Below are 25,944 nucleotides of genomic sequence, written 5' to 3'. Positions count from 1 at the left end.
CGGTCTGCGGCACCGTCGCCGTCATGGACGACGCGATCCGGGCCGAGGGCCTGGTCAAGAGATTCGGTAAGACGGTCGCGCTGGACGGTGTGGACCTGTCGGCTCCTCCGGGCAGCGTGCTCGGTCTGCTGGGCCCGAACGGGGCGGGGAAGACGACGGCCGTGCGGGTGCTCGCGACGCTGCTGCGGCCCGACGCGGGGCGGGCCGAGGTGCGGGGACTGGACGTGGTGCGCGACGCCGCGAAGGTGCGGAGGCTGATCGGGCTCACCGGGCAGTACGCGTCCGTGGACGAGGACCTGACCGGCGCCGAGAACCTCGTACTGATCGGCCGGCTGCTCGACCTGCGCAAGGCCGAGGCGCGCGCCCGCACCGCCGAGCTGCTGGAGCGGTTCGGGCTGACCGGCGACGCGGGACGCAAGGTGTCGACGTACTCGGGCGGGATGCGGCGCCGCCTCGACCTGGCCGCCAGCATGATCGCCCGGCCCGCGGTGATCTTCCTGGACGAGCCGACGACGGGCCTGGACCCGGGGCGGCGGGAGGAGGCGTGGCGGCTGATCCGGTCGATGACGGCCGACGGCGGGACCGTCCTGCTGACCACGCAGTACCTGGAGGAGGCCGACGCGCTCGCCGACGCGATCACGGTGATCGACCACGGACGGGTGATCGCGGCGGGGACGCCCGCGGAGCTGAGAAGGGTCGCGGGCGGGCAGACCATCGCCGTCCGGCCGCGCGACCCGGGACGGCTGGTGGAGGTCGCGGCGGTCCTCAACGCGGTGACCGGCCGCGACGCCGAGTCGCCCAGCCGGGGCGTCCTCGTCGCCCCGGTCGTCGGCGAGGACGGGGACCGCGCGCTCGCCGAGACCGTCCGGCGCCTCGGCGCCGCGGGGATCCCCGTCACCGAACTGTCACTGCGGCTGCCGAGCCTGGACGAGGTCTTCTTCACCCTGACCGGCCACCGCACCGGCGACGCGAGCGAGGGAGAGGCGGCATGACGGCGACCATCGACACCACGAGGACGATCGTTCCGCCGGCGAGGCGGCCGTTCGGGCTCGTCCGGCACAGCCTGCTGCTGGCGGGCCGCAGCCTGACCAAGAACCGGCGGAACCCGGGCCTCCTCAGCGACGCCCTGTTCGTCCCGATCATCTTCCTGCTGCTGTTCGTGTACCTGTTCGGCGGTGCGGTGTCGGGCTCGACGCACCGGTACCTGCAGTACATCTTCCCCGGCGTGCTCGTGATGACGGCGATCCTGGTCGGGATGCTGGCGACCGGGCTCAGCATCAACACCGACATCAAGAAGGGCGTGTTCGACCGGTTCCGCAGCCTGCCCATCGGCCGGTCGGCGCCGCTCGCCGGCTCGGTCCTGGGCGACCTGATCCGCTACGCCGTCGCCGTGGTGGTGCTGTTCGCCACCGGCTACCTGCTGGGCTTCCGCGTCGAGACCGGGCCGCTGAAGGCGCTCGGCGCGGCGGCGCTGGCGGTGACGCTCGGGTTCTGCATGAGCTGGATCACCGTGCTGATCGGCGTGCTGATCCGGGAGGAGGTCATCGTGCAGTCGGTGGCGTTCCTGGGCATCTTCCCGCTGGCCTTCGGGACGAGCATGGTCGTGCCGACCCGCACCCTGCCAGGCTGGCTGCGGGCATGGGTGAAGGTGAATCCGGTGAGCCACGCCGTGGACGCCTGCCGCGGCCTGCTGATCGGCGGGCCGGTCGCGCACCAGGCGATGCTGACGCTGGTGTGGTCGGCGGTGTTCCTGGCGGTGTTCGCGCCGCTGGCGGTGGCGGCCTACCGGCGGCGCAGCTGATCGTCCAGAAGGGCGAGCGCGTCCGGGACCTTCCGGGCGGCGCCCTTCGCGTAGGCGTCCCGGTAGGCGCGCTCCCCCAGGATGCGGCGCAGCTGCCGGGACGCCTGGACGACATCGGGATTGAACGCGTCGGGCGCCCCGCGCAGAACCGAAGCGGCGCCGAGGGTCTCGGCCGCCGCATCGGGCACGGACGCGGCGCCCAGCCGTGCGACGGCGATGCCGGCGACCGCGGCGATCGGCAGGTCGGGCGCGTCCATGGCCAGGGCGAGGGCTTTGCGGAGATGGCGGCGGGCCGCGTCCGGCTCGTCCGCCTCGATCGCCAGGTGCGCCATCGCGGTCTCCAGCAGTGAACCGAACTGCGGGTAGGCGGGGACGCGGGCGAGGTACCGCTCGGTGGCCGCGTAGTGGTGGCGGGCCCGGCCGACGTCGCCGTCGTGGCGGGCGAGATCACCGAGGGCGAGATGCGCGGGAACGAGGTGCCGGACCGGCGTCGCGGTACCTGGGCCGGTCATCGCGGCGAGCTCGTCCCGGGCCCGCCGGACGTCGCCGGAGCGGGCCCGCGCCACCGCGAGCATCACCCGCTGCATCCCCGCGCCGCTCTCCTGCCCCAGCTCGCGCAGCAGCTCGACGGACTCCTCCAGCTCGGCGATCGCGGTCTCGAAGTCGCCCGCGACCGTCCGTCCCTCGGCCGAGAACGCCAGCGCCAGCGCCAGCCCCGCCCGCTCGCCGGACCGCCGGAATCCCGCCAGTGCCGCGGCGATGTCGCGGGCGGCCTCGTCCATGGCACCGCGATTGCCGTTCAGCATCGCCCGTACCAGGTGCAGAGCGGCACGCGCCCATGGATCCGGCTCCGCGCTCAGGCCGCGGTCGACGGCCGCGAGCCCGCGGACGGGGTCGTCGTCGAGCAGCGCGGCGGACGGTTCGGCGAGCGCGGCGAGCGGATGCCCGGCGGCCGCGCCCGGTCGTGACCGTCGCAGCAGCGGATCATCGCGGGCGTCGCCGCCCGACAGGACGGTGTTGAACGCGTACCCGCCCAGAGCGACCGCGACGGCATCGCCGGGGACGGTGTCCTCGCCCCGCATCCCGAGCGCGAGGCGCAACCGCCGCGCCGCCTCGGCATGGTCCCCCTGGATCATCCAGAAGGAGGCGAGCGCCGCCCCCAGGCGGACGGCGGACACGGCGTCGCCCGACTCGACCGCCCACGCCAGAGCCGCGGACAGGTTGTCGCGCTCGCCGTCCAGCAGTCCGATCCAGTGCAGCTGCCCGGCGCCGCGCAGGTGGGGCTCCGCGCGTTCGGCCAGATCGAGGAAGCAGGCCAGATGGGCCGCCCTCGCCTCGCCGGTCTCCCCCGCCGCCTCCAGCTGCTCCAGCCCGTACTCGCGGATCGTCTCCAGCATCCGGAACCGCGGCCGCGGACCGTCGATCACCTGGAGCAGCGACCGGTCGGCCAGCGCTTCGAGGGCCTCCAGGACGTCCGGCCGTCCGCCGACCCGTGCCGCGCCCTCCGGGCCGATCGCCCCCGGGAACACCGACAGCCGCGCGGCGAACCGGTGCTCGGGGCCGTCCAGCAGGTCCCAGCTCCAGGCGACGACGGCGCGCAGCGTCCGATGCCGCGGCAAGGCCGTGCGGGCGCCGCCGCCCAGCAGGGCGAACCGGTCCTCCAGCCGCGCGGCGAGCTGCTCGGCGGGCATCGTGCGCAGCCGCGCGGCGGCCAGCTCGATCGCCAGCGGCAGCCCGTCCAGCCGGCGGCAGATCTCCCCGACCAGGGCGGCGTTCTCCGCACCGACCTCGAAGCCGCGCCGGACCGCCGCCGCCCGCTCCCCGAACAGGCGCGCCGACTCCGCCTCGTCCATCGGCGGGACCGGGCACAGCGCCTCCCCGTCCAGCCCGAGCCGTTCCCGGCTGGTCGCGAGGATGCGCAGGCCGGGGCAGCGGCCGAGGAGGTCGTCGGCGAGCCGGGCGGCCGCCTCCACCACGTGCTCGCAGTTGTCCAGGACGATCAGCGTCTCGTCCAGCGCCAGGGCGTCGACCAGTCCCTCCGCGGCGCCGCGCCAGCCCCCGCCATCGCGGAGCCCGAGCGCCTCGGCCACCGCCCGCGGGACCCCGCCGGGGGCGGCGACCGCCGCCAACTCCACCAGCCACACTCCGCCGGGAAACCGGCCGGCCACCTCCGCCGCGACGGTCGTCGCCAGCCTCGTCTTGCCCGCACCGCCCGGCCCCACGAGCGTGACCAGCCGGCCCTCCCAGAGCCGGCTCCCGATCCAGGCGCGCTCGTCCTCCCGTCCGACGAAGCTGGTCGACGGGGCGCGCAGGTTCCCGCGCGGCCGCTCCGGCGGAGCCGATCGCAGTACGGCGAGGTAGGCCTCCCGCGACTCGGGCCCGGGGTCGGCGCCCATTTCCTCGGCCAGGATGTCCCGGAACCGCTCGTACGCCGCCAGCGCTTCGGCGGGGCGTCCCGCACGGTGGAGAGCCCGTACCAGCAGCGCCTGCACCCGCTCACGCAGCGGATGCCGCGCCGCCAGCCCTTCCAGCTCCGCGACGAGCCCTGCCTCATCGGCTCCCGTAGCGAGGTCCGCGGCGACACGATCCTCCGTCGCGGCGAGCCGCAACTCCTCCAGCCGAACGGCCGCGGCGTCGGCGAACGGCAGGCCCGCCGCGTCCGCCAACGCGTCCCCTCTCCACATCTCCAATGCCTCGCGCAGAAGGGCGGACGCGCGAAAGGCGTCGCCCTCCCGCAAGGCCCGCGCACCGTCGCGAGCCATGCGCTCGAAGGACAGCGCGTCAACCGCCTCGTATGCAATATCCAAGACATATCCTCCAGGCAGCGACCGCAGCCGCCCTTCGGGAAGCACCCGCCGCAACCGCGAGACCAGCGCCTGCAACGCGTGCACGCGATCGGCCGGGCCGCCGTCCGGCCACACCGCCCGCACCAGCGAATCCACCGGCACCGGCCGACCCGGCTCCAACGCCAGCCTGACCAGCAGCACCCGCAACCGCGCACCGCCCACCGCGACGCCACCGCCCTGATCGGTGACCGACAACGGCCCGAGGATCGCAACGCGCATGCCCTCACTCTGCCACCGGCGGCTCGGCGAAACGGCTCCGGCGGACACCGCCGAGTATCCCGACCACAGGAGCGCAGCTCACCCTCGGAGTCGACTCGCATTGATCCGCCGAGAAGCCGCACCCGATTAGCGGGAGCGGCTACGCGCATTGCCGGTCGTCGGCCATCCACGAGCCCGCGAGCAACGGGGCGCCCGGAGGTACCTCACAGGATCCGCGCCCTGATGTGCTCAGGTGCCGCCTTCATCAGCTGACCCGAGTGCCCTGGCCGGGCGTGGCTGAACGAGGAAGTCGGTGAGGGCGGCGGCCAGTGCCTCGGCCTGGGCGAGGGGCACGGCACCATCTCCGGTAGCGGCGATGATCAAGGACAGTCGCTTGGCGGAAGGCACCAGACCGCCACATGCCATGCCGCGGATATCCACCGCAAAGCCGAATCCTGAACGCATCCACGCGAAGAGGTCCAGCAGCAGAGCGCGGTGTTCGCCGGAGGCGAGTTCACCGATCGGCGCAGTGGTCAGGTCGCGTAGCGGCAGGTGCAGCGCCGCCAGCGGCGCCGACGGACCAACGCCGTGGGCGAACGTGGGCCGGCGCGCGTTGCTCCGAGCGGACCAGGCCGGCGAGCAAGGTCGCCCAGCGACGCGCGGCCGAGCGCGCCCGGTCGCGTACCGGCGCCCACCCCGCAGACCCCAGCCGCACGGGCGCTGGGACATGACCCCCTGTGGGTCTTGTAGGGCGGTATGGTCGGTGCCCGCACACGGGTACAAGCGACAACCGGAGCCGCCATGATCGCCAGAGTCTGGCGCGCAACCGCCACCCCCGAGGGGGCGGAGGCCTACCGTGCGCACTTCACCGGCTCGGTGCTGCCAACGCTCCGTCGCCTCGACGGGCACCGAGGCGCGTACCTCTTTCGCCTGGACAGGGATGACCTGGTGGATCTGGAGGTCATGACCCTGTGGGAGTCCGATGAGGCCATACGGGCTTTCGCTGGAACCGACATGACGACGGCCGTGGTGGAGCCGGAGGCACGAGCCGTGCTGTTGACCTATGACGAGACGGTCAGCCATCGGACGGTCGTGGTCGACACCGTGAACGATCTGGTCTAGCGGGCGCTCCGCGCTCCCTAGCCGGGGATCAGAGCCGGTAAGGTTGCGATCTTCGGTCGGCGGGAACGTCCCGGAGCCCTTGAAGGCGATCGCCCATGACGAGCCTTGACCCGACGTGCGCCGGCCTGCGCCTCACGTCCGCGTTGGACGGCCTGTCCGTCACCTTCCGCGGGATGGTCGCCGCCCCTGACGAGCACAACTGTGAGTGTCACTGGGGCAGCGCGAGAGAGCTCGCGCTGTTGAAGATGCCCGATGTGACGCTCGATCCGGACCTGCTGCGCCGCACCTGGCAAGCTCCAGGATGGGACGACCACGCGTCCGTGGTCCGCCGGATCCTGCCGCAATTCGCGACCGCCCTGGTAGGTGGCCTGATCGAGTCTGAGCGCGGTTTCGAGGACGTTGGACGGTTCCTCGCCCGCGGTCAGTGGCAGGAATGGCCAGCGGGCCAAGCGAGTGCGGTCGCCGAGTTCCTCGACGCCTGGTGGGACCACACCTTGCCCCTGCCGGAACCCGCCGTACCCGCCTACGACGTCCTCGCCTGCGTCGCCGAAGCCTCCGGCACCCTCACCCCATGGCTGACCGCTTGGGAGACCTCGCGCGCCCCGGCAGCCGACCGACATCTGGTGCAAGCGGTAGAACAGTGGGACTACGACCTCCTGGGCGACAGCCTGCCATGGGACACCTGGAGCTCTGAGGAGACCGAGGCGCAGACCCTCGCCGAACTGGTGGCATGGCTGGTCGATCACGCCTCGGACCGGCTCCGGCAGCACGGCGCTCCACCAGCACTGCTCCACCGTGTCCGTCTGATCGGCCTCAACGGACCGGCCCGCTGGGACGACCCGCACTGGCCCGGCTACAGGTACTGATCCGGCGCCTGCTCCGGGTTCACTCACCGGCAGCATCACCGACGAGTCCGGAGGCCGTGGGTCCTCTCACGCCATGGATCGCGTGGTCACTCAGAAGACGAGCCATAAAGACGCTAGTGTCTGCATGACCGTTGTGAGCGGCGACTGGAGGTTCACAGATGACTGACCGGCCCCCCTCCCCGGCCGACCGGCCCCCCTCGGCGCAAGACCCTGGTCCCGCCTCCAGTCGCGCGGCCATGCACGTCCGACCACCGCTCCCCAGCGGTCCGTTGGGGCCGTCCATGCCGCCCAAGCGGCCCAACAAGGTGCTCATCGCGTTCCTCGCTGCCGGCGGGACACTGCTGGGGCTCGGCGCGATCACCGTGGCCATTGCCTTGATGATGTCCCGGCCAGGGGGAGCGAACTCGCCCACGACACCTTCGCCCGCAGGGCAGCAGAAGCTGGTGGCGGTCTTCTTGAACGACGACGTCACCCCCACACAGATGCGGGAGATCCTGCAGACTCTGGATCCCGACCCTGGCGTCATCTCGGTGGCGTACGTGACCCCTCAGCACTCCAAGACGTCAACGCAGCTTCCGCCCAGCATCCGCCCGAGCCAACCCACAGCATTGTTCGTGGCTCGGATCCGCGACACCGCCACCATCAAGACCCTGCGTCAGAGACTGGCGGGCAGGCCAGGCGTGCAAGACGTCAAGGACGCCGAGTAGACGCCAGGACGTCGAGCGAGCAGTGCAGCCGCTCATTCCTCCCCGTCTTCCTTCGCTAAGGGCCCCGACGAAACCTCCACCTTGCGGTGGAAACCCAGGCGGTTCCGGATCAAGTTGCAACCCGGTTCAGTCGGCGAGGTGCTGGGGTGATCGAGGGCAGTTCGCCGTGACGGCGGTGGCGATTCACCCACTTCGGCGCACACGCCCTGGACATGCCCATCTCCCCGGCCACATGGGCGAAGGGACGCGTCTTGCTGCGCGCTGCCAGTCGGCGTCGCCCTTCAACCAGAAGTGGGGCGTTCCGATGAAGCGCGGACGTACCCGCGATCACGATTCGCGTCGTTCGCATGGAGAAGTGGAAGGCAGGCGTACGGCTGTTCGTGGCAAGAAGAAGCCCACGAGAGGCCCCATGCACAGCGCGATGAGCACGGTTCCCGCCCCGACGGTCCCTCCCAGCAGCCAGCCGATGCCGGCGACCACGACTTCGATTCCGGTGCGGACGGCGGCGACGGGCAGACGGGTGAGCCGCACAAGTCCGGTCATGATGCCGTCGCGTGGGCCCGACCCGAACTGTGCGCCGAGGTAGAGCGCATCGAAGAACGCCAGTGCGACCAGGCCGAGCAGGAGGTACCCGCTCTGGCCGAGCATCCCCTGCGGCTCGGGGAGCACGGCCGCGGTGGCATCCGCGGCGAATCCGACGATGGCCACGTTGAGAAGTGTGCCGAGTCCGGGTAGCTCCCGCATCGGGATCCATGCGAGGAGCACAAGGACGGAGATCAGGTTCGTCGCCCAACCGAACGAAACGCCCAGCGCGTCGGCCGTCCCCTCCGTGAGCACGTTCCAGCTCGCAGCTCCAAGCCCGGACCGGACCAGCATCATCACGGCGGCCCCGTACCCCGCCAGACCGGCCAGGAGCTGGAGGATTCGGCGGGTCTTTCGGCCCGCCCGAACTTGGGCGGCGGCGCTCATGCGCAGCAGCACGGGTCGGTCGCAAGGAGGCGGCTCGGAGAAGCGTTCAGGAGTAGCAAGAGGTGCCATGGGGCAACCTTGCAGACGATCTGGCCCTGGATTCCATAGCCAGATTCGTTACGCTGGTCCGGTGAAGGTCAGTTCGCACACGGTGGCCGGCATGGTGGGCGACTGGCAGGAGGGCCCCGGGCCGGCGCACCAACGCCTGTCCGACCGGCTCCGGCTGCTGGTCCTGGACGGACGCCTCTCCCTGGGCGCGGCCATGCCGAGCGAGCGGGACCTGGCCAACACGCTCGGCACCAGCAGAACCACCGTCGGCACCGCGTACCGCACCCTGGTCGATCACGGTTACCTCGCAACCCGGTCACGCGCCAGAGCGACCGTGCGGCTGCCCGATGACACGCCGGCCGAACGGCGGAACGACGCAGGCTCGGCGACCATCGACCTGTCCTTGGCCGCTCCGCCGGCACCGGTCGAGATCCTCCACGCCGCGTTCGCGACCGCTCTCGAACAGCTGCCCCGGCACTTCGAGCGGCACGGCTACGACCGCTACGGCACCACAGAGCTGCGCGAAGCGGTCGCCCACTGGTACCGGGGGCGAGGACTGCCCACCCGACCCGACCACATCATGATCACCAACGGCGCCCAGCACGCACTGGCCGTTCTGGCGCGAATGATCCTGTCGCCACGCGACAGGATCGTGATCGACCATCCGACCTACCCGCACGCGATCAAGACGTTCCTGGAGGTTCGCGCCCGGCTGTTGCCCGTCGCCTTGACCCCTTCCGGCTGGGACACCGCGCAGCTCCGTGAAGCGGCGCGCGCCGCGCATCTCGCCTACCTGATACCCGACTTCCACAACCCGACCGGGATGAGCATGGCCGCGGGCGTGCGCCGCGACCTCCGACTGCCCTGCCTCACCGTCGTCGACGAGACCATGAGCGATCTCGCTCTGGACGGAGCGAGCCCGGAGCCCTTCGCGGTCCACATGCCCACCGCCATCAGTATCGGCTCAGTCTCCAAGAGCATCTGGGGCGGCCTCCGCATCGGCTGGATTCGCGCGACCCCCTCCCTTCTGGAACGCGTCGAACAGGCTCGCCCCGCCACGGACCTCGGCACCCCCGTAGTCGAACAGCTCGCCACCGCCGTCCTGCTCAACGAACGTCGGACCCGGCGGCACAAGACGCTCCATCAGCTGAGAGAACAGCGAGAAGCGCTGAGGCGAGCACTCACCGAGCACCTGCCTCATGTCCACGCACCACAGCCGGCCGGTGGCATGACGCTGTGGGCTACATTCCCCGAACCCATCAGCTCGCGCCTGGCAGCCATCGCCCCTGACCACGGAGTGGCGATCGCGGCCGGACCTCGATTCGGTGTCGGAGGCGCGTTCGAACGCAACATCCGCCTGCCGTACACGCTCCCTGCGGACCAACTCACCCAGGCGATCCGCAGACTCGCACAGGCGGAACAGGCGCTCACCCAAGGAGCGACCGGAACCCATACCCCCGCGCCTGTTGCATGAGCGTCAACAACGCTATGACCCGCAACGACGTTGTCACGTTCGCACTGGGCGCCGTCGCTTAGCACTGCCCAAGGTCGGCGCTCTCTGGGCGGTCAACGACCTGCCCACCTCGCTGCTCATGGAGCGCTTCTACGGCTCGGGTCGGCCAGCCGGGGCAGGGCCGAGTGGAGCAGTTCGTCCAGGTGCGCGAACGGCCCGATCGGCTCCCGGACCTCTCGCGTCATGCGCGCGATTTCCCCCCCGGCATGGGCTTCGCTCACCCTCGGCTCCTCTTTCAGTCGTCCCCAATTAGTGATTTTCCCCGATTTGCCGGACTGTGCCATGAGAGAGCCGCAAAGGGAACTTCTCTCCACCATCGGCCAAAGACCAAAAGCACCACATTATTGAGCATTAGCCGGTTGCTCGCACTCATTTCAGGAACGACGGCCCGTGTGACGAGTTATTTGCTGAAGAGGACTTCCCGGACAACGGCGTTCCTGCTGGCCGCGGCGCTCACCGCGCTCGTGGCGGGGTGCACGGCCGACGTGCGCCATGCTCCGTCCCATCGGCGTGCGGCCGCGCCCAGGGGGCCCGCCACCGTCACGGTGGCGGCCACCGGCGACTTCCTTCTGCACCAGCCGCTCATCACGCAGGCGGCCGAGGACGCCGCGACGAGCGGCCACCGCGGCTGGGACTTCCTCCCCATGCTGAGGCAGCTGCGCCCCCTCATCGACACCGCCGACATCGGCATCTGCCACCTGGAGACACCGGTGGCCACGCGCCGCGGCCCGTTCCAGGGCTATCCCACGTTCAACTCCCCGCCGCAGATCGTCGACGCCATCCGCGACCTCGGCTACGACACCTGCTCCACCGCGTCCAACCACACCATCGACCAGGGCGACGCCGGGGTGCGGCGGACGCTCGGCGCCCTGGACGCCGCGGGCGTCCGGCACACCGGATCGGCGCGCGGCCCCGCCGAGGCCGACCGCACCGATCTGCTCGACGTGCGGGGTGTGAAGGTCGCGCAGCTCTCCTACACCTACGGCACCAACGGCATTCCGATCCCGCGGGGCCGGCCGTGGCTGGTCAATTCCGGGCTGGACGCGCCCGCGATCCTGCACGCCGCCGCCCGCGCGAGAGCGAACGGCGCCGAGATCGTCATCGTCAGCCTGCACTGGGGCGAGGAGTACCGGCACGCGCCCACGGACGAGCAGCGGGCGCTGGCCCGCCGCCTGCTCGCCTCACCCGACGTCGATCTGATCATCGGCGATCACGTGCACGTCGTGCAGCCGTTCGACCGGATCAACGGTAAGTGGGTCGTGTACGGCATGGGCAACCAGGTCGCCAATCCGGTCGCCAACAGCGAGGACACCCACGAGGGCCTGGTCGCCCGGTTCCAGCTGACGCGCGACGCGGCGGGCCGCTGGCGTGCCGCGCCGTCGTTCGTCCCGACCCTCGTGGAAGCGGGCCCGCCGATCCGGCTCGTCGACCTGCCCCGTGCGCTCGCCCGTGGCGACCTTCCCGCCTCGACCCGCGCCCGGTACCGCGCGGCGCTCGACCGCACGACGACGACCGTCCGCAGCCTCGGACCGAAGGTCCCCATGCTGGACGGCCCCCTCCCGGGCGCCCCGGCCTCCGCCGAGCAGCTCGCGGGCCCCTAGGACGCGTCGAGACGGGCGTGCGGCCGCTCACTCCGCACCGTAGCCGCCGCCGCCCGGTGTCTCGATGACGAAGACGTCGCCGGCGCCGACGTGCAGCGAGTCGCAGCCCTTCATCGGCGTCACGGTGCCGTCGGCGCGCTCCACCCACTGCCGGCCCAGCGCGCCCGGAGCGCCGCCCGCCATGCCGTACGGCGGGACGCGCCGGTGGCTGCTCAGCGTGGTCACCGTCATCGGTTCCAGGAAGCGGATGCGCCGCCGGGCTCCGTCGCCCCCGCGCCGGCGTCCCGCCCCACCGCTGCCGCGGCGGATCTCGTGGCCTTCGAGCAGCACCGGGTAGCGCCACTCCAGCACTTCGGGGTCGGTGAGCCGGGAGTTGGTCATGTGGGTCTGGACGACGTCGGCGCCGTTGAAGCCGCTCCCGGCACCGGAGCCACTGGCCACCGTCTCGTAGTACTGGTGGCGCTCATTGCCGAAGGTGACGTTGTTCATCGTGCCCGAGCCCTCCGCCATCACCCGCAGCGCACCGTACAGCGCACCGGTCACGGCCTGCGAGGTCTCGACGTTGCCCGCGGCCACGGCCGCCGGGTACTCCGGCGACAGCATCGTGCCCGGGGGGATCGTGACGTGGATCGGCGTCAGGCAGCCGGCGTTCAGCGGGATGTCCTCGGCCACCAGCGTGCGGAACACGTACAGCACGGCCGCCATCGCCACCGACGACGGCGCGTTGAAGTTGCCGTCCGACTGGGGGGAGGTGCCGGTGAAGTCGATGTCGGCCGTCCTGGCACGGCGGTCGATGCGGATCGCGACTCTGATCACCGCGCCGCTGTCGAGCTCGTAGGCGTACGAACCGTCGTGCAGCGCGCTGATCACCCGACGGACCGACTCCTCCGCGTTGTCCTTGACGTGACCCATGTAGGCGTGCACGACGTCCAGGCCGAAACTCCGGACCATGTCGCGCAGCTCCCGCACGCCCTTCTCGTTGGCGGCGACCTGGGCGCGCAGGTCGGCGACGTTGTCGAGCGGGTTGCGGGACGGATGGACCGCCGAGCTGAGCAGCTCGATCGTCTCGGCCTCCCGCATCCTGCCGCCCTCGACGAGGAGCCAGTTGTCGATCAGGACGCCCTCCTCCTCCACCCTCCTGCTGAAGGCCGGCATGGACCCCGGGGTGATGCCGCCGATCTCGGCGTGGTGCCCCCTGGACGCGACGAGGAAGGAGAGGCCGCCGCCCTCGCCCGGCGCGGAATCCACGTCCCCGGCGAAGACGGGGGTGACGACGGTGACGTCGGGCAGATGCGTCCCGCCATGGTAGGGGTCGTTGAGCACGTAGACCTCGCCCCGCCGCATCCCCCCGGCGGGCATCCGCCGCCTGATCAGCTCCTTGATGGAGGCCCCCATCGAGCCGAGGTGCACGGGGATGTGCGGCGCGTTGGCGATGAGGTCGCCGTCCGCGTCGAAGATCGCGCAGGAGAAGTCCAGGCGCTCCTTGATGTTGACCGAGTGCGCCGTGCTCCGCAGCCGGACGCCCATCTGCTCGGCGATGGACATGAAGAGGCTGTTGAAGATCTCCAGCATGACCGGGTCGGCGGCGGTGCCGACCGCGCGTCCCCCGGGCCTCGGCGCCACCCGGGCGAGCAGCAGGTGGCCGAGCTCGTTCACCCTCGCGCTCCAGCCCTCGTCGACCACGGTCGTCCCGTTGGCCTCCGCGATGATCGCCGGGCCCGGGACGGTGTCCCCGGGCCGCAGGTCCCCCCGCTGGTACAGGGCGACCTCCCGCCAGGCGCCGCCGGCGTACGCCCGGACGCTCACCGGCTCGGCGGGCCCTCGGCCGCCGCCCGGGAGCGGCGCCTCCGCCGCCCGGTCCAGGTCGCCGACGGCCTCGATCGACACGGCCTCCACGACGATCTGCTTGTCCCGCATGAGGAAGGCGAACCGGCGCCGGTAGGTCTCCTCGAACTCGGCGACCATCGACTCCACGGTGCCGATCCGGACCAGCAGGGCCGTGTCGGTGCCGGCGTAGCGCAGGTGAGCGCGGCGCAGGACGCGCTTCGCCCCCATCCCCTCGTCCCGCAGCTCATCGCGCGCGTCGCGCTCCAGCCTCCCCAGGATCGCGCTCAGCTCGGGCAGCAGGTCCTCGCTCAGCGGGGCCTCCACCGCGGACTCCCGCATGGCGGTGACGTCGGCCAGCCCCATCCCGTACGCCGACAGCACCCCGGCCAGCGGATGGACGAGCACCTGCCGCATGCCGAGGGCGTCGGCGACCGCGCAGGCATGCTGGCCGCCGGCGCCGCCGAAGGTGGCCAGCACATATCCGGTGACGTCGTAGCCGCGTTGCACGGAGATCTTCTTGATCGCGTTGGCCATGTTGGTCACCGCGATCTCCAGGAACCCGGCCGCGACGTCCTCGGGCGGGCGGCCGTCGCCGATCTCGGCCGCCAGGGCGGCGAAGCGGTCCCGGACGACCTCGGCGTCGATGGGCCGGTCACCCGCCGGGCCGAAGACGTGCGGGAAGTGCTCGGGCCGGATCCGCCCGAGCATCACGTTCGCGTCGGTCAGGGTGAGCGGGCCGCCGCGGCGGTAGCAGGCCGGACCGGGATCGGCGCCCGCGGAGTCGGGGCCCACCCGGTACCGGCCGCCGTCGAAGTGCAGCACCGACCCGCCGCCGGCCGCGACCGTGCGGATGCTCAGCATCGGCGCCCGCATCCGCACTCCCGCCACCTGCGTCTCGTACTGGCGCTCGAACTCGCCCGCGTAGTGCGAGACGTCGGTGGAGGTCCCGCCCATGTCGAAGCCGATGACCCGCTGGAAGCCCGCGGCGGCCGACGTGCGCGCCATTCCGACGATGCCGCCCGCCGGCCCGGACAGGATCGAGTCCTTGCCGCGGAACCCCCGGGCGTCGGTGAGCCCGCCGTTGGACTGCATGAACATCAACGGCACGCCGTCCAGCTCCTCGGACACCCGGTCGACGTACCGGCCCAGGATCGGCGAGAGGTAGGCGTCGACGACGGTGGTGTCGCCGCGCGAGACCAGCTTCATCAGCGGGCTCGTCGCATGCGACTCCGAGACCTGGGTGAAACCGGTCCGGCGTGCGATCTCCCCGATGGCGATCTCGTGCGCGGCGTGGCGGTAGCCGTGCACGCACACGATCGCGACCGAACGCAGTCCCTCCTCGTAGGCCGCGCGGAGGTCGCGTTCGACTGCGTCCTCGTCCAGCGGGACGACGACCCGCCCGTGCGCGTCGACGCGCTCCTTCACCTCGATCACCCGTGCGTACAGCAGCTCGGGCAGCACGATCTCCCTCGCGAAGATGTGCGGGCGGTTCTGGTACGCGATCCGCAGCGCGTCGCGGAAACCCTCGGTGATGACCAGTACCGTCGGCTCGCCCCTGCGTTCGAGCAGGGCGTTCGTCGCCACCGTCGTCCCGAGCCGCACGCCCGCGATCCGCTCCGTCGGGATCGGCCCGCCGGGCGCCACCCCGAGCAGGTGCCTGATCCCGGCGAGCGCCGCGTCCTGATAGCGCTCCCTGGCCTGCGAGAGGAGCTTGTGCGTGAGGAGGGCACCGTCCGGCCGCCTGGCGACCACGTCGGTGAACGTGCCGCCACGGTCGATCCAGAACTCCCAGCCCGAGAAGCGCGGCGAGGCAGGCCCGCTGGGCGAGGCGCCCGCGGCGTCGTCCCGCGAAGGCGGGTCGTGCCCGTCGTCAAGGGCCATGCTTCACGTCTATCACCCGACGGCCGAGAGGAAGGAGGCGGCCCAGGTCACGGCCCGCCGGGCGACCGGTGCCCCCTGTGGTTTCGGTCCGGCGAGGCTGGACACAACCGCCGCGAAGGGAGGCGGCAAATGAACCAGAACCACAGGTCAGACACCGTACTGGTCGGATACGACGGGTCCCCCGCCAGCGATCGGGCGCTCCAATGGGCCGTGGAGGCGGCTCGGCTGCGCCGGCTCCCTCTCACGATCTGCCACGCATGGCACTGGCCCTACCCGCTTCGCCCGCCGGACGAGGACACCCTGGAGGTGGTCCAGAGCGCGGGGGCGATCGTGGCGGACGAGGGCGTGCGCAAGGCGCACGCTCTGGCCGAAGACCTGGAAGTCCGCTGGGAGCTGGAACGGGGGTGGGCCTCGGCCATGCTGCTGAAGGCCTCCCGGAGCGCCCGCCTGGTCGTGCTCGGCGCCCGCGGGCACGGCGGGTTCGAGGGCCTCGTGGTCGGCTCCACCGCGGTCCAGATGGCGGCCCACGCCGATCGGCCGGTCATCGTCGTACGGGCGGACTCGCCCGTCGCCCACCCGGACGGGGGACGGATCGTGGTCGGCGTGGACGGCTCACCGGCCAGCGAATCGGCGCTCGGGTTCGCCTTCGAGGAGGCCGCTCTGCACAAGGGATCGGTGACCGCCCTGTGCAGCTGGTGGGACCCCGCCGCGCTCCCCGGACCGGACCGCGCGCCCTTCAGCGACCCCGAGGCGGTCAGGCGTGAGGCCACAGCACGGTTCGAGCACGCCGTCAGGCCGTGGCAGTACGACTTCCCCGACATCCCGGTGGAGGCGGAGTTCGTCGTGGACACGCCGCGACGTGCCCTGATCAACGCCGCTCAAGGCGCCTCCCTCCTGGTGGTGGGCGACCGCGGGATCGGCTCGGCGCCCCAGATGCTCCTGGGACCGGTGACCCAGGCGGCACTGCAAGAGGCGCCATGTCCGGTGGCGGTGGTGCCCGCACAGCAGAACGAACGATGAAGGCAGGCGCCCCCCGTTACGAAAACGTCGGCCACATCGACGAAAGGGGCGATGACATGCCGGGACCCACCATCGAGCTCCTGCGGGAACAGGCGCGTGGCCGCGTCATCACTGCGGATGACGCCGGCTACGACGAGGCCCGCAGAGTTCACAACGCCATGATCGACCGCCGCCCGCGCGTCATCGTCGAGTGCGCCGACGCCGGCGACGTCATGGCGGCCGTGGACTTCGCGCGGGAGAACGATCTCGATCTCTCGGTGCGAGGGGGATCCCACAGCGTGCCCGGGTTCGGCACCAACGACGGCGGCGTCGTGATCGACCTCTCGGCCACGATGAGGAGTGTCCGGGTCGAGCCGCACACCCGGACGGTGCGCGCCGAGGGCGGATGCACCTGGGGGGACTTCAACCACGCGACGCACGCCTTCGGGCTGGCCACCACGGGCGGGATCATCTCCACGACGGGAATCGCGGGCCTCACGCTCGGCGGCGGCATCGGCCACCTGAGCCGTAGCCGCGGGCTGTCGGCCGACAATCTGATCTCCGCCGACGTCGTCACCGCGGACGGGCGCTTCCTCACGGCGAGCGAGAAGGAGCATGAGGATCTGTTCTGGGCACTGCGCGGAGGCGGCGGGAACTTCGGCGTGGTGACCTCGTTCGAATACCGCCTCCACCCGATCAGCGACGTCTATGCGGGCTTGTTCTTCTTTCCGCTGGACAGGACACGCGACGTGCTCGAGTTCTACCGCGGCCACATCACCGAGGCGAGGGAGGAGCTGGGCATGTTCCCCGCCTTCCAGATCGCCCCACCGCTGCCGTTCATCCCCGAATCCGAGCACGGCAAGCCGTTCTGTGCCGTCGTGGCGTGCTGGGCGGGCCCGCTGGAGCAGGCGGAGAGCGCTCTCGCCCCGATCCGCGAGGTGGCGCCCAGGGTCGCCGAGCTGGTCACGCCGATGCCCTACCCGGCGCTCAACAGCCTGTTCGACGATCTGGTCCCGCGGGGTCTCCAGCACTACTGGAAGACCGCGTTCGCCTCCGAACTGACCGACGGGGCCATCGCCGCACACGTCGAGCACGGCCCGCAGGTGCCGGCCGTCAACTCGACCGTTCACATCTACCCGATCAACGGGGCCTGCCACCGGACGGCGCCGGACGCCACCGCCTTCGTCCACCGCGATGCGACCTTCGCGACCGTCATCGCCGGGATGTGGCCCGACCCGGCCGAGAACGACGACAACGTCCGGTGGGTGAAGGACTACCACCGGGCCCTGGAACCGCACTCCGCCCGAGGCGGCTACGTCAACTTCATGGCCGGCGACGACGCGCCCCGCCTCCGTGACGCCTACAAGGAGAACTACGAGCGGCTCGTGTCGGTCAAGAACGTGTACGACCCGGGCAACCTCTTCCACATGAACCAGAACATCGCTCCTGCAGGCCCTGCCGCAGCAGGCGCCGCGCGCTGATCCGATGACGCGAACGCCGGCGGCCTCGGCGAGGCCGCCGGCGGGGGCGCACGAGCTCTTCAGCGTTCAGTGGCGTCCCCGGCGACGGCGTCGAGATCGAAAACGGCCAGGCGCAGCCGTCTGACCATTCCGTCCAGCGCGTCCAATGCGGCCCGGACCCGTTCGGCGGCGGCCGGGTCGGCGATCTCCGGCAGCGCTCCGTGCAGGCGCAGGCTGACCTCGAAGATCTCCTGCACCAGGGTGTCGGACAGATAGCGCCCGATCCGCTCGCGATGCGCGTCCAGCGCCCCTGTCTCCCCTAAGGCATCACGTGGGAGGGCGCTGCCGCCTTGGTGGACCGAAGGGCAGATGGAGTTCGGGAGTGACATGACGGAAACCTTCCTTCATGTTCACGTGAGTCGCCCGGTTGAGCCGATCTGGGACGAACGTACCCGGAACGCTCCAAGTGGCTCGAGGAGAATGTCACCTGCGCCCCAAATTGTCCTATCCATGAGGGCGATCACCTGATCCGCACCCGCGCAGCGGATCCTCGCCTCCCCCGCGATGACCGATCGAGCCCGGGCGTTCGGCGGACCGGATCACGGGCGGTCGTCGCGGCCGGCGAGCAGGCGCAGGCGGGCGCCGTCCTCACGCTCGCGCTCCTCCAGGGAGAGCTCGATCCGGTCGAGCGCGGAGCGCAGCCTGGGAAGGCGGCGGCGTTCGATCGCGCGAATGCGCTGGCGCGTCGCCGAGACCTCGGCGTCGATGACGGCCGCCGCGGCCTTCGCGGCGGCGTGCGCGCAGGCGGCTTCGAGTGCGGCCCGGCATGCCCGCCGGGCGGGTTCGAGAGCGGGGCTGCCCGGAGCCGGGCCGGACTCGTCCGGCAGGTCGAAGGCGATGTGCGCGGGGTGGTCCACCCCCATCGTGGTGGCGTGCTCCACGGTCAGTTCGGCATGCCGTCCGGTCGAGGCGAGGGGCAGGACGCGGCGCCCGCCCAGCAGGAGGGCGCGCAGGAGAAGCCGGTCGGCCTCCCGGCAGCGGCGGTCCCATTCGTCGCCCGTCGCGGCGGCGAGCCGGTGGAGTCCGTCCTGCTCGCCGCGCAGGATGGCGAGCTTGCGCTGGAGGAGGTCGAGGGCGGCTTCGGCCGCGTCGATGCGCTGCCGGTGCCAGAGCCGCCCGGCGCGTCCCTGCGGGCCGGCGCTCATCGTTCGCGCCCGAGGTGGGCGTCGATGGTCTCGCTCGGCAGCATGGTGAGCTCTCTTCGGGGCAGCGCCGCGAGCGCACGCCAGGCCCTGTCCAGGGTCTGCCGCAGTGGCCGGGACTCGGATCTGCCTTGTGCGATGAGGGTCTGGCGGCAGGCCCGCTCGAAGTCGAGGTAGCGATGGTCGGTCTCGCTGAGGGCCCCGATCCCGACGAGTTCGCCGAGTTCACGGGCGTGCCGGGCCCCGGAGAGGGCCGCGAGCGTCTGCGCGGCGACGTCGAGGTGGTCGGAGCGGGTGCGGCCGGGGCCGGCGGCCTTGCGCATGAGCCGCGACAGGGACTCCAGCGGGTCGACCGGCGGGTAGACGCCGAGAGCGTGCAGTTCGTCGGACAGGACGATCTGGCCCTCGGTGATGTAGCCCGTCAGGTCGGGCACGGGGTGGGTGATGTCGCCGCCCGGCATGGTCAGGACGGGGATGAGCGTGACCGAGCCGGCGCGGCCGCGGACGCGTCCGCACCGTTCGTAGAGGGAGGCCAGGTCGCTGTAGAGGTAGCCGGGGTAGGCGCGCCGGGCGGGGATCTCGCCGCGGGCGGAGGACACCTCCCGCAGCGCTTCGCAGTAGGACGTCATGTCGCCCATGACCACCAGGACGTGCCGTCCCTCCTGGAAGGCGAGGTGCTCGGCCACGGTCAGCGCGATGCGCGGCGTGAGGATCCGTTCGATCACGGGGGCGTCGGCGAGGTTGAGCAGCAGCACCAGGTCGCCGGCGGCGGAGCGGCCCTCCAGGATCCGGCGGACGGTGGCGGCGTCGGCGTGGGTCAGGCCCATCGCGGCGAACACGACGCAGAACGGCTCGTCGCCCGCCGACGCCTGGGCCGCGATCTGGGCGGCCAGTTCCAGGTGGGGAAGCCCCGCCCGGGAGAAGATCGGCAGCTTCTGCCCCCTGGCGAGCGTGGTCAGCGCGTCGACGGCCGAGATCCCCGTCAACACCGGCTCGGCGGGCGGGTCGCGGTGCACGGGGTTGAGCGGGACACCGGCGACGGGGGCGTCGGCGGCGCCCAGCACCGGCGGCCCGCCGTCCAGCGGCCGCCCCATCCCGTCGCAGACCCGCCCGAGCCAGGCCGTACCGACCGGGACGCGCATCGGCGCGCCGCTGAAGGTGACGCGGGTGCCCTCGGTGTGCATTCCGCCGGTGCCCTCCAGCACCTGGACCAGCACGCGGTCCCGGGCGGTGTCCAGGACGAGCCCGTGCCGCCTGTCGCCCGTGGCGAGCCGGATCTCGGCGAACTCGTCCCACCCCACGTCCTCGGCACCCGACACGATCATGAGGGGGCCGCGGAGCCGCGCTATCCGGGTGAAGGCCGGCCTCGGCCAGGCGGTGCGGTCCGTTTCCCGCCCCGGCGCCTCACCCGCCTCTCCGGTCATGGCAGGCTGCCCAGCCTGCTCAGGATCGCGTCCCGGCGGGCCTGGACGTCGGTCACGGTGCGGGCCTCTTCACGAGCGCGGACAAGGGGTGAGTAGTCGAGGTCCTCGACGGCCGCCACGTCGCCTCCCGCGCTCACCAGGTCGCGGCAGCGGTCCACCACGGCGATGACGGCGTCGGCCAGCGCGGCGGTGCGCTCGGGCGAGCAGGACGCGTCATGGGGGCTGAGTGCGCTCTGCTGAAGGACGCCCTCCCGCAGCAGGCGACCGGCCAGCAGCATCACGCGCTCGGTGCCGGGCAGGGTGCTCGTCCCGACGAGTTCGGCCAGGGCGGTGAGGCGGTCGGCCTCCGCGAGCAGGCTCGCCGTCCGCGACCGGCGCCGCGCCCATTCGGGGTCGCCCGCGGCGGCGTGGCTGCGCGCCAGCACCGGGACGTCCCGCGCGAACGACCCCGACCAGGAGACCGCCGGATAGTGGCGCGAGTACGCAAGGTCCTTGTCCAGACTCCATCTCGCGCGCACGAATCGTTCGGTGTAGGCGGTGACGGGCTCGGTCATGTCGCCGCCCGGCGGGGACACCGCGCCGATGATGGTGACCGACCCGTCAGCGCCGCCGCGGGTCCGGACCCGCCCGGCCCGCTCGTAGAAGGCGGCGAGCGCGGACGGCAGCGCGGCCGGGTAGCCCTCCTCCCCCGGCAGCTCGCCGGCCCGGGAGGCGAACTCGCGCAGAGCCTCGGCCCACCGCGAGGTCGAGTCGGCGATGACCACGGCGCCCTTTCCCTGGTCGCGGAAGTACTCGGCCACGGTGACACCGCTGTGGACACCGGCTTCGCGGGCCATCATCGGCATGTTGGAGGTGTTGGCGATGACGACGGTGCGGTCGGCCAGGCGCCCGCCCGTCCGCGGATCGTCCAGCTCGGCCAGCTCGGCGAGGACGTCGGCCATCTCGTTCCCGCGCTCACCGCAGCCGACGTAGACGATCACGTCGGCGTCGCACCATTTGGCGACCTGCTGCAGGAGCATGGTCTTGCCCGTGCCGAAACCGCCGGGGACGGCGACGGTCCCGCCGCGCGGCACGGGGAAGAGGAGGTCGATGACGCGCTGTCCCGTGTGGAGGGGCGTGTCGGCGTCCAGCCGTTCGGCATAGGGGCGCGGCTTCCTGATCGGCCAGTACTCCGCCCCGGGCATGTCCGCCCTCAGGGTGCGGGTCGCCGGATCGAGCCGGACCCCCGCGTCGCCCAGCGGACGCAGCAGCCCGTCGAAGACACCGCCGAGCAGATGGGGGCCGAGCGGAGCGGAGAGGGCCCTGCCCGTCGTGCCGCCGGCGGCGCCGGGAGCGAGCCCGCCGGTGTACTCATAGGCCTGGACGGCGGCGGTCTCGCCTTCCAGCGCGACGATCTCGCCGGGAAGCGCGGCGGAGCCGAGTTCGACCACGTCGTTCATGGCGGCGCCGCGCAGGCCCACCATCTCCACGAGGGGGCCGTTGACGCGGGTCACTTCGGCGTCCACAGGTCCGCCGCCTCCTTCCCCAGTGCCGCCATCGCCCGCTCGGCGAGGGCGCCGGCGGACAGGTCCAGTTCCGCGTCGGGACCGCGCGCGATCAGGCCGCCGCCGGCCGCCCGCTCGACGAGTGCTCCGGGGCCGAGCAGGCGGCGCGCCCTCGCCGTCAGCGCCCGTTCGGCCGTCGCCGCCGCCGGCCCGTCGAAGAGGCTTCGCACCTCGGCACGGACCCTGCGCAGCAGCTCTTCGTACACCTCCCTGCGCGCGCCCAGGATGATCTCCCGTGACGCGGCGCGGGCCTGGGAACGCGCCGCCGCCGCGGCCGCCGTCCCGTCGGAGCGGCCGGCCGCACGCGCGTCGTCGAGGATCCGGGCCGCTTCGGCGCGGGCCGCGTCGACGGTGGCGGCCGCGTCGCGTTCGGCCTCGGCGATCAGGCGAGCGGCCTCGGCGCGGGCACGGGCCGCCAGAGCCTCGTGCACCGGCGCCAGGGCGTTCCTGACGTGGCGGTCGCCTTTCATGGCGGCATCACGACGGTCAGGATTCCGGGGCGCCGGTCGTACGCGCCCTCGAGCGCCGCCGCGGCGGCGGGCGTCAGCACGACCACCCTCACCCGGTCGTCGAGCGAGTCCCAGGCGGACCGGACCTCCCGCGCTCCGTCCGCGGGGCTGATCAGCGCCCCGCCGAGGGAGTACGCCTCCACGCGGGCGCGCTCCCCCAGCACGGCGATGCGGCCGGTGGCGCTCATGCCTTCCCGATCAGGATGATGCCGATGATCAATCCGTAGATGGCGATGCCTTCGGCGAGCCCGACGATCACCATCGCACGGCCGAACAGCTCGGGGCGCTCGCTCAGCGCGGCGAGCGCCGCGGCGCCGGTGTAGGCGACCGCGATGCCCGCGGCGATCGCGGCCCCGGCGACCGCTATCCCCGCGCCCACGTACGGGGCCCAGTTCGCGGCCACCGTGTGCCCGGCCGCCATCACGTCTGCGGACATGAGGTGTCCACCTCCTCTGCCGTCATGGGAATGTGCCAGGGCCGGAACGTCCGGCCCTGGGTCCGGAAAAGCCGGGAGAACAGCTCGTAGTACTCCAGCCGCAGCGCCTGCACGCCCGCGACGAGCGCTTCGAGCGAGAACGTCACCGCCGTGCCGGCGGCGAAGACGACCACGGCGACCGCCGCGAGGGCGCCGCCGTGCCGCCACAGCGCGGCGGTGCCGGACCAGACGATGGCGGCCAGCGCGGCGTGCGTCAGCCCGAACGCCGCCAGCCGCGCGAACGAGACCACGTTCGCCCCCAGCCGCACGACCAGGTCGAACAGCTCGACCACCGCTTCCATCACCCCGGTGCCGCCCCCGCCCGCCCCGGCGAGGAAGCCGGTGAAGGCGAGCAGCAGGCCGGCGACCGCGACCACCGCACCGGCCACGGCGACCGCCGGCAGGGCCAGGGCGATGCCGGCGGCCAGGCCGCCGATCCCGGCGAACACCGAGGCGCCGGAGATCCCCGACGGCTCGTACAGGGTGGCGGACCAGCCGCCCTCCCTCCAGCGGTTCGCGATGGCGATCGCGTACGCCCCGGCCAGCAGCACGGTGCCGAGGCCCACGGCGTACACCAGCAGTTCGACCGGGCTGTCGAGCGGCGCCAGCCACAGCCGCGGAACCACGCCCGTGGGGCCGAAGAACTCGCCGTACAGCACCCCGAAGATCGTGCTGGTGACACCGGCGCCCAGGACGAACGGCCACGCGCGCCGCCACCGCGACAGCGTCCGGGGACGCCCGGCCAGCAACGCCGCTCCGGCCGCCAGCAGGATCAGCCCGTGGCCCGCGTCCCCGAACATGATCCCGAACATCAGGACGTAGGCGGCCCACGCCAGCGGCGTCGGATCGAGATCGGCGTAAGGGACGGCACCGTAGGTCGCCACCAGGGGCACCAGGGAACCCCGCAGGCTCTCCCGGCGGTCCTCTCCCGGCAGCAGGCTCGGGGCCTCCACACCGCGCGGATGCGGTAGCCGGACCAGGGCGGCGCCGACATCGGCGAGCCGGGCGGCCAGCCCGGGACAGGCCGCGCGGGGCGTCCAGCCGGCGAGCGCCGCCACATGCCCCCTGCGGACCGCGCCGGCGGCCCGCTCCTCCAACCGCGCTTCCCCTTCGAGCAGGTCCAGCCTGTTCAGCTCGGCCAGGCGCCGCAGGTCGGGTGCGGACGGAAGGATCGCTGGCCGTGCACGTCCCGCCGGGGAGCGCGGCGGCACGGGTGCCGCGCCGCCCTGCCCGTCGCGCCGTTCCAGTCCCGGATCGATCTCGACCACCCCGGCGTCCGCCACCAGCGCCAGAGCGTCCCGCAACGAGTCGGCGGGGGCCACGACGGCGACGCGCGCCATCCGCACCGGCCAGAGGCTTTCACGCCACTTCATCGAAGGCCTCCCCCGGTCCGCCGCCGCGCGCGGCCATCTCCAGCGCGGCCCTGATCCGCCGGGCATCGGCCGCCAGCACCGCCACCGCCCCGACGATCGGACCGATGTCGAACGCGGAGCCGCGAAGGAGGGCCTTGCCGTCGTCCTCCAGCCGGTGCCAGCAGCGGGTCTCCGCCCGCCAGAGGCCGGCCGCGTCATCGATGCCCTCGAACGGCCATCGGGCGTGCCGGTCGAGCCGCCCGGCCATCTCGGGCAGCGAGGGCGCGTCCAGCGCGGCCCGTCCGAGCAGCCTCGCGGCCCGGCCGAACGCGCCCTCGGGAAGCTCACGGGCCGCACCGAACCGTTCGCCGGCGACGAGCACGGCCGCCGCTCCAGCCGCCCACTCGGCGGCTCGTCCGCCGATGCCGGAGACACGCCAGGCCCACGACAGCCTGAGGAAGAGCCGGATCCCGTACGGGTCGGCCGCACCGGGATCTCCCCAGGGAGTGGCCGCGAGGCGCTCCCGCAACGCCTCGGTGTCCGGCACGTCCACCAGCAGCGGCCACGCGGTCTTGAGGGCTCCGAGGGCGTACGGTTCCTCGGCGGGCCGGCCTTCCAGCCGCTGGAGCAGGCCGTCGATGTTCGCCAGCTCGAACCACCCGGCCAGCGCCCGCAGCGCGGTCACGCCCTTGCGCGGCAGCCAGCCCGCCAGGACCCGCAGGTGCCACAGCAGCGAACTCGCGACGGCGTGCTGCGCCGCGTCCACTCCCGGTTCCGCCGGAAGGGTCTTCCCGTACGGCGTCGCCGACAGGGCCGCGAAAGCCTCCTGCACCGACACCGATCGTGCGATCGTCCTGACCCGCTCGGGGCCGAGCGCGTTCCGTGCGAGCGCCCGGGCCCGTACCTGACCGGCGACCAACCCCGCGCTCATGGCGGTGTCCACGTGTCGTCGACGAAGGAGCCGACGAGCCCCACCGCCCTGGCGACCAGCCCATCGAGCCTGCTCGAGGCCACGGCCCGGATCCGGTTCGCCTCGTCGTCCGCAGCGGACAGCAGAGCCCGATCCTCTCCTTCCGCCGCGTGCCTCACCTCGGCCTCGGCCGATGCCCGCTCGCCGGCGGCCGCAGAGCGCGCTTGCTCCACCAGGCCGGCGGCCTCCGCCCGAGCGGTCTCCTCGAGGACGCGCGCCCGGTCGCGGGCCTCGCTCACGATCCGCCGCCAGTCCGCCTCGGCATCCTCCAGTCCGGTGAAGACCGGTGCGAGCTCCTCTTCCAGGGCCGCACGCCGATCAGCCGGAACGGCCGCGGCCGGGCCGGGCGCTCCCGCGGGGCGGAACCGCTGCAGTACGTCGTGGATCGCCGGCACCGTCCCTCCCCGCGTCTCGCCGTGCCTCCCTGGTTCGGCATCCTCATGGTCGGAGCCGGCACCATCGGCCGCCAGGGGCCGGAAGTCCGACAACGCAGAGACGAAAGTCCCCTTCACCCGGACGCACAAACAGCGAGCGAGCGGCCACGGTCCGCGACCGCGACCGCGACCGCGACAGATCCTGCGGGACCGGGGAGCCCGACTCTCAGACGAGCCACCCCGGCGGCGGTCTCCA

At 72.5% G+C, this 25,944-nt stretch carries 23 protein-coding genes and 1 pseudogene; 9 read left to right on the top strand and 15 right to left on the bottom strand.

Annotated elements, in window-relative coordinates; all coding sequences use genetic code 11:
- Nucleotides 1-23 precede the first annotated feature (23 nt).
- On the top strand, nt 24-992 hold the full coding sequence (locus J4557_RS28140) for an ATP-binding cassette domain-containing protein (RefSeq protein WP_208269765.1): 969 nt from the start codon (nt 24-26) through the stop codon (nt 990-992).
- Nucleotides 989-1,801, top strand: coding sequence for an ABC transporter permease (locus tag J4557_RS28135; RefSeq protein ID WP_208269764.1), 813 nt, complete (start codon nt 989-991; stop codon nt 1,799-1,801). Before J4557_RS28140 ends, J4557_RS28135 begins: the two co-directional genes overlap by 4 nt.
- On the opposite strand, the gene J4557_RS28130 is transcribed toward J4557_RS28135, so the two are convergent.
- Together J4557_RS28130 and J4557_RS28125 are read right to left on the bottom strand one after the other, a co-directional pair.
- On the bottom strand, nt 1,783-4,866 hold the full coding sequence (locus J4557_RS28130) for an AfsR/SARP family transcriptional regulator (protein ID WP_208269763.1): 3,084 nt from the start codon (nt 4,864-4,866) through the stop codon (nt 1,783-1,785). The two genes, J4557_RS28135 and J4557_RS28130, sit on opposite strands and share 19 nt — an antisense overlap.
- Before the next feature lie 228 nt (nt 4,867-5,094).
- Nucleotides 5,095-5,574 carry a hypothetical protein gene (locus tag J4557_RS28125; protein WP_208269762.1) on the bottom strand — a complete coding sequence of 160 codons (480 nt, stop codon included), beginning with the start codon at nt 5,572-5,574 and terminating at the stop codon, nt 5,095-5,097.
- A gap of 72 nt (nt 5,575-5,646) precedes the next feature.
- On the opposite strand from J4557_RS28125, the gene J4557_RS28120 reads away from it, so the two are divergent.
- The 3 genes from J4557_RS28120 to J4557_RS28110 all read left to right on the top strand — a co-directional run bounded on the left by J4557_RS28120 (nt 5,647) and on the right by J4557_RS28110 (nt 7,540).
- Nucleotides 5,647-5,967: an antibiotic biosynthesis monooxygenase family protein gene (locus J4557_RS28120; protein ID WP_208269761.1), complete on the top strand. Its 321-nt coding sequence runs from the start codon at nt 5,647-5,649 to the stop codon at nt 5,965-5,967.
- A gap of 95 nt (nt 5,968-6,062) precedes the next feature.
- The gene (locus tag J4557_RS28115; protein ID WP_208269760.1) at nt 6,063-6,833 is read left to right on the top strand and encodes a hypothetical protein; all 771 of its coding nucleotides are present in this window, start codon (nt 6,063-6,065) and stop codon (nt 6,831-6,833) included.
- 281 nt (nt 6,834-7,114) lie between these two features.
- Entirely contained in the window at nt 7,115-7,540 is a 426-nt protein-coding gene (locus J4557_RS28110) for a permease-like cell division protein FtsX (protein WP_208269759.1), read from the top strand.
- 157 nt (nt 7,541-7,697) lie between these two features.
- On the opposite strand, the pseudogene J4557_RS28105 reads toward J4557_RS28110, so the two are convergent.
- Nucleotides 7,698-7,889, bottom strand: a pseudogene (locus J4557_RS28105) (hypothetical protein); the annotation flags it as partial.
- On the bottom strand, nt 7,868-8,521 hold the full coding sequence (gene yczE / locus J4557_RS28100; protein ID WP_208269758.1) for a membrane protein YczE: 654 nt from the start codon (nt 8,519-8,521) through the stop codon (nt 7,868-7,870). The gene yczE and the pseudogene J4557_RS28105, both read right to left, overlap by 22 nt.
- A gap of 118 nt (nt 8,522-8,639) precedes the next feature.
- Between yczE and yczR the strand changes: the two genes are divergently transcribed.
- Both yczR and J4557_RS28090 read left to right on the top strand, forming a co-directional pair.
- Complete coding sequence (yczR, locus tag J4557_RS28095; RefSeq protein WP_208269757.1) at nt 8,640-10,031, top strand: MocR-like transcription factor YczR; 1,392 nt, start codon at nt 8,640-8,642, stop codon at nt 10,029-10,031.
- A gap of 443 nt (nt 10,032-10,474) precedes the next feature.
- Complete coding sequence (locus tag J4557_RS28090) at nt 10,475-11,671, top strand: CapA family protein (RefSeq protein ID WP_208269756.1); 1,197 nt, start codon at nt 10,475-10,477, stop codon at nt 11,669-11,671.
- A gap of 27 nt (nt 11,672-11,698) precedes the next feature.
- Here the strand turns inward: J4557_RS28090 and J4557_RS28085 are convergent, their stop codons facing one another.
- Nucleotides 11,699-15,379 carry a hydantoinase B/oxoprolinase family protein gene (locus J4557_RS28085; protein ID WP_208269755.1) on the bottom strand — a complete coding sequence of 1,227 codons (3,681 nt, stop codon included), beginning with the start codon at nt 15,377-15,379 and terminating at the stop codon, nt 11,699-11,701.
- A 129-nt stretch (nt 15,380-15,508) separates the two neighbouring features.
- On the opposite strand from J4557_RS28085, the gene J4557_RS28080 reads away from it, so the two are divergent.
- Nucleotides 15,509-16,399, top strand: coding sequence for a universal stress protein (locus J4557_RS28080; protein WP_208269754.1), 891 nt, complete (start codon nt 15,509-15,511; stop codon nt 16,397-16,399).
- Between the two features lie 56 nt (nt 16,400-16,455).
- On the top strand, nt 16,456-17,859 hold the full coding sequence (locus tag J4557_RS28075; RefSeq protein ID WP_208269753.1) for an FAD-binding oxidoreductase: 1,404 nt from the start codon (nt 16,456-16,458) through the stop codon (nt 17,857-17,859).
- A gap of 59 nt (nt 17,860-17,918) precedes the next feature.
- Here J4557_RS28075 and J4557_RS28070 read toward each other — a convergent pair whose 3' ends face one another.
- From J4557_RS28070 to J4557_RS28025, 10 genes are all read right to left on the bottom strand, one after another.
- Complete coding sequence (locus J4557_RS28070; protein WP_208269752.1) at nt 17,919-18,227, bottom strand: histidine kinase; 309 nt, start codon at nt 18,225-18,227, stop codon at nt 17,919-17,921.
- Nucleotides 18,228-18,437: 210 nt separating this feature from the next.
- Nucleotides 18,438-19,043 carry a V-type ATP synthase subunit D gene (locus J4557_RS28065; protein WP_208269751.1) on the bottom strand — a complete coding sequence of 202 codons (606 nt, stop codon included), beginning with the start codon at nt 19,041-19,043 and terminating at the stop codon, nt 18,438-18,440.
- Nucleotides 19,040-20,464, bottom strand: a complete 1,425-nt coding sequence (locus tag J4557_RS28060; protein WP_208269750.1) for a V-type ATP synthase subunit B — start codon at nt 20,462-20,464, stop codon at nt 19,040-19,042. The genes J4557_RS28065 and J4557_RS28060 overlap by 4 nt, the downstream gene beginning before the upstream one ends.
- Nucleotides 20,461-21,969, bottom strand: a complete 1,509-nt coding sequence (locus J4557_RS28055; protein ID WP_208269749.1) for a V-type ATP synthase subunit A — start codon at nt 21,967-21,969, stop codon at nt 20,461-20,463. Before J4557_RS28055 ends, J4557_RS28060 begins: the two co-directional genes overlap by 4 nt.
- Nucleotides 21,954-22,478 (bottom strand): hypothetical protein, encoded by a 525-nt coding sequence (locus tag J4557_RS28050; protein ID WP_208269748.1) that lies wholly within the window; start codon nt 22,476-22,478, stop codon nt 21,954-21,956. Before J4557_RS28050 ends, J4557_RS28055 begins: the two co-directional genes overlap by 16 nt.
- Complete coding sequence (locus J4557_RS28045) at nt 22,475-22,705, bottom strand: hypothetical protein (protein ID WP_208269747.1); 231 nt, start codon at nt 22,703-22,705, stop codon at nt 22,475-22,477. Before J4557_RS28045 ends, J4557_RS28050 begins: the two co-directional genes overlap by 4 nt.
- Entirely contained in the window at nt 22,702-22,953 is a 252-nt protein-coding gene (locus J4557_RS28040) for an ATP synthase subunit C-like protein (RefSeq protein ID WP_208269746.1), read from the bottom strand. Before J4557_RS28040 ends, J4557_RS28045 begins: the two co-directional genes overlap by 4 nt.
- The gene (locus tag J4557_RS28035) at nt 22,938-24,365 is read right to left on the bottom strand and encodes a V-type ATPase 116kDa subunit family protein (protein WP_208269745.1); all 1,428 of its coding nucleotides are present in this window, start codon (nt 24,363-24,365) and stop codon (nt 22,938-22,940) included. Before J4557_RS28035 ends, J4557_RS28040 begins: the two co-directional genes overlap by 16 nt.
- A complete protein-coding gene (locus tag J4557_RS28030) occupies nt 24,352-25,275 on the bottom strand; it encodes a hypothetical protein (protein WP_208269744.1) in 924 nt (307 codons plus the stop codon). Before J4557_RS28030 ends, J4557_RS28035 begins: the two co-directional genes overlap by 14 nt.
- On the bottom strand, nt 25,272-25,709 hold the full coding sequence (locus J4557_RS28025; protein ID WP_208269743.1) for a hypothetical protein: 438 nt from the start codon (nt 25,707-25,709) through the stop codon (nt 25,272-25,274). Before J4557_RS28025 ends, J4557_RS28030 begins: the two co-directional genes overlap by 4 nt.
- Nucleotides 25,710-25,944: the final 235 nt, after the last annotated feature.

The organism is Actinomadura nitritigenes (assembly GCF_017573545.1).
Classification (GTDB): Bacteria; Actinomycetota; Actinomycetes; order Streptosporangiales; family Streptosporangiaceae; genus Spirillospora; species Spirillospora nitritigenes.
Note: the sequence above shows the minus strand (reverse complement) of the source record. Positions and strands in the feature narration are given on the sequence as shown.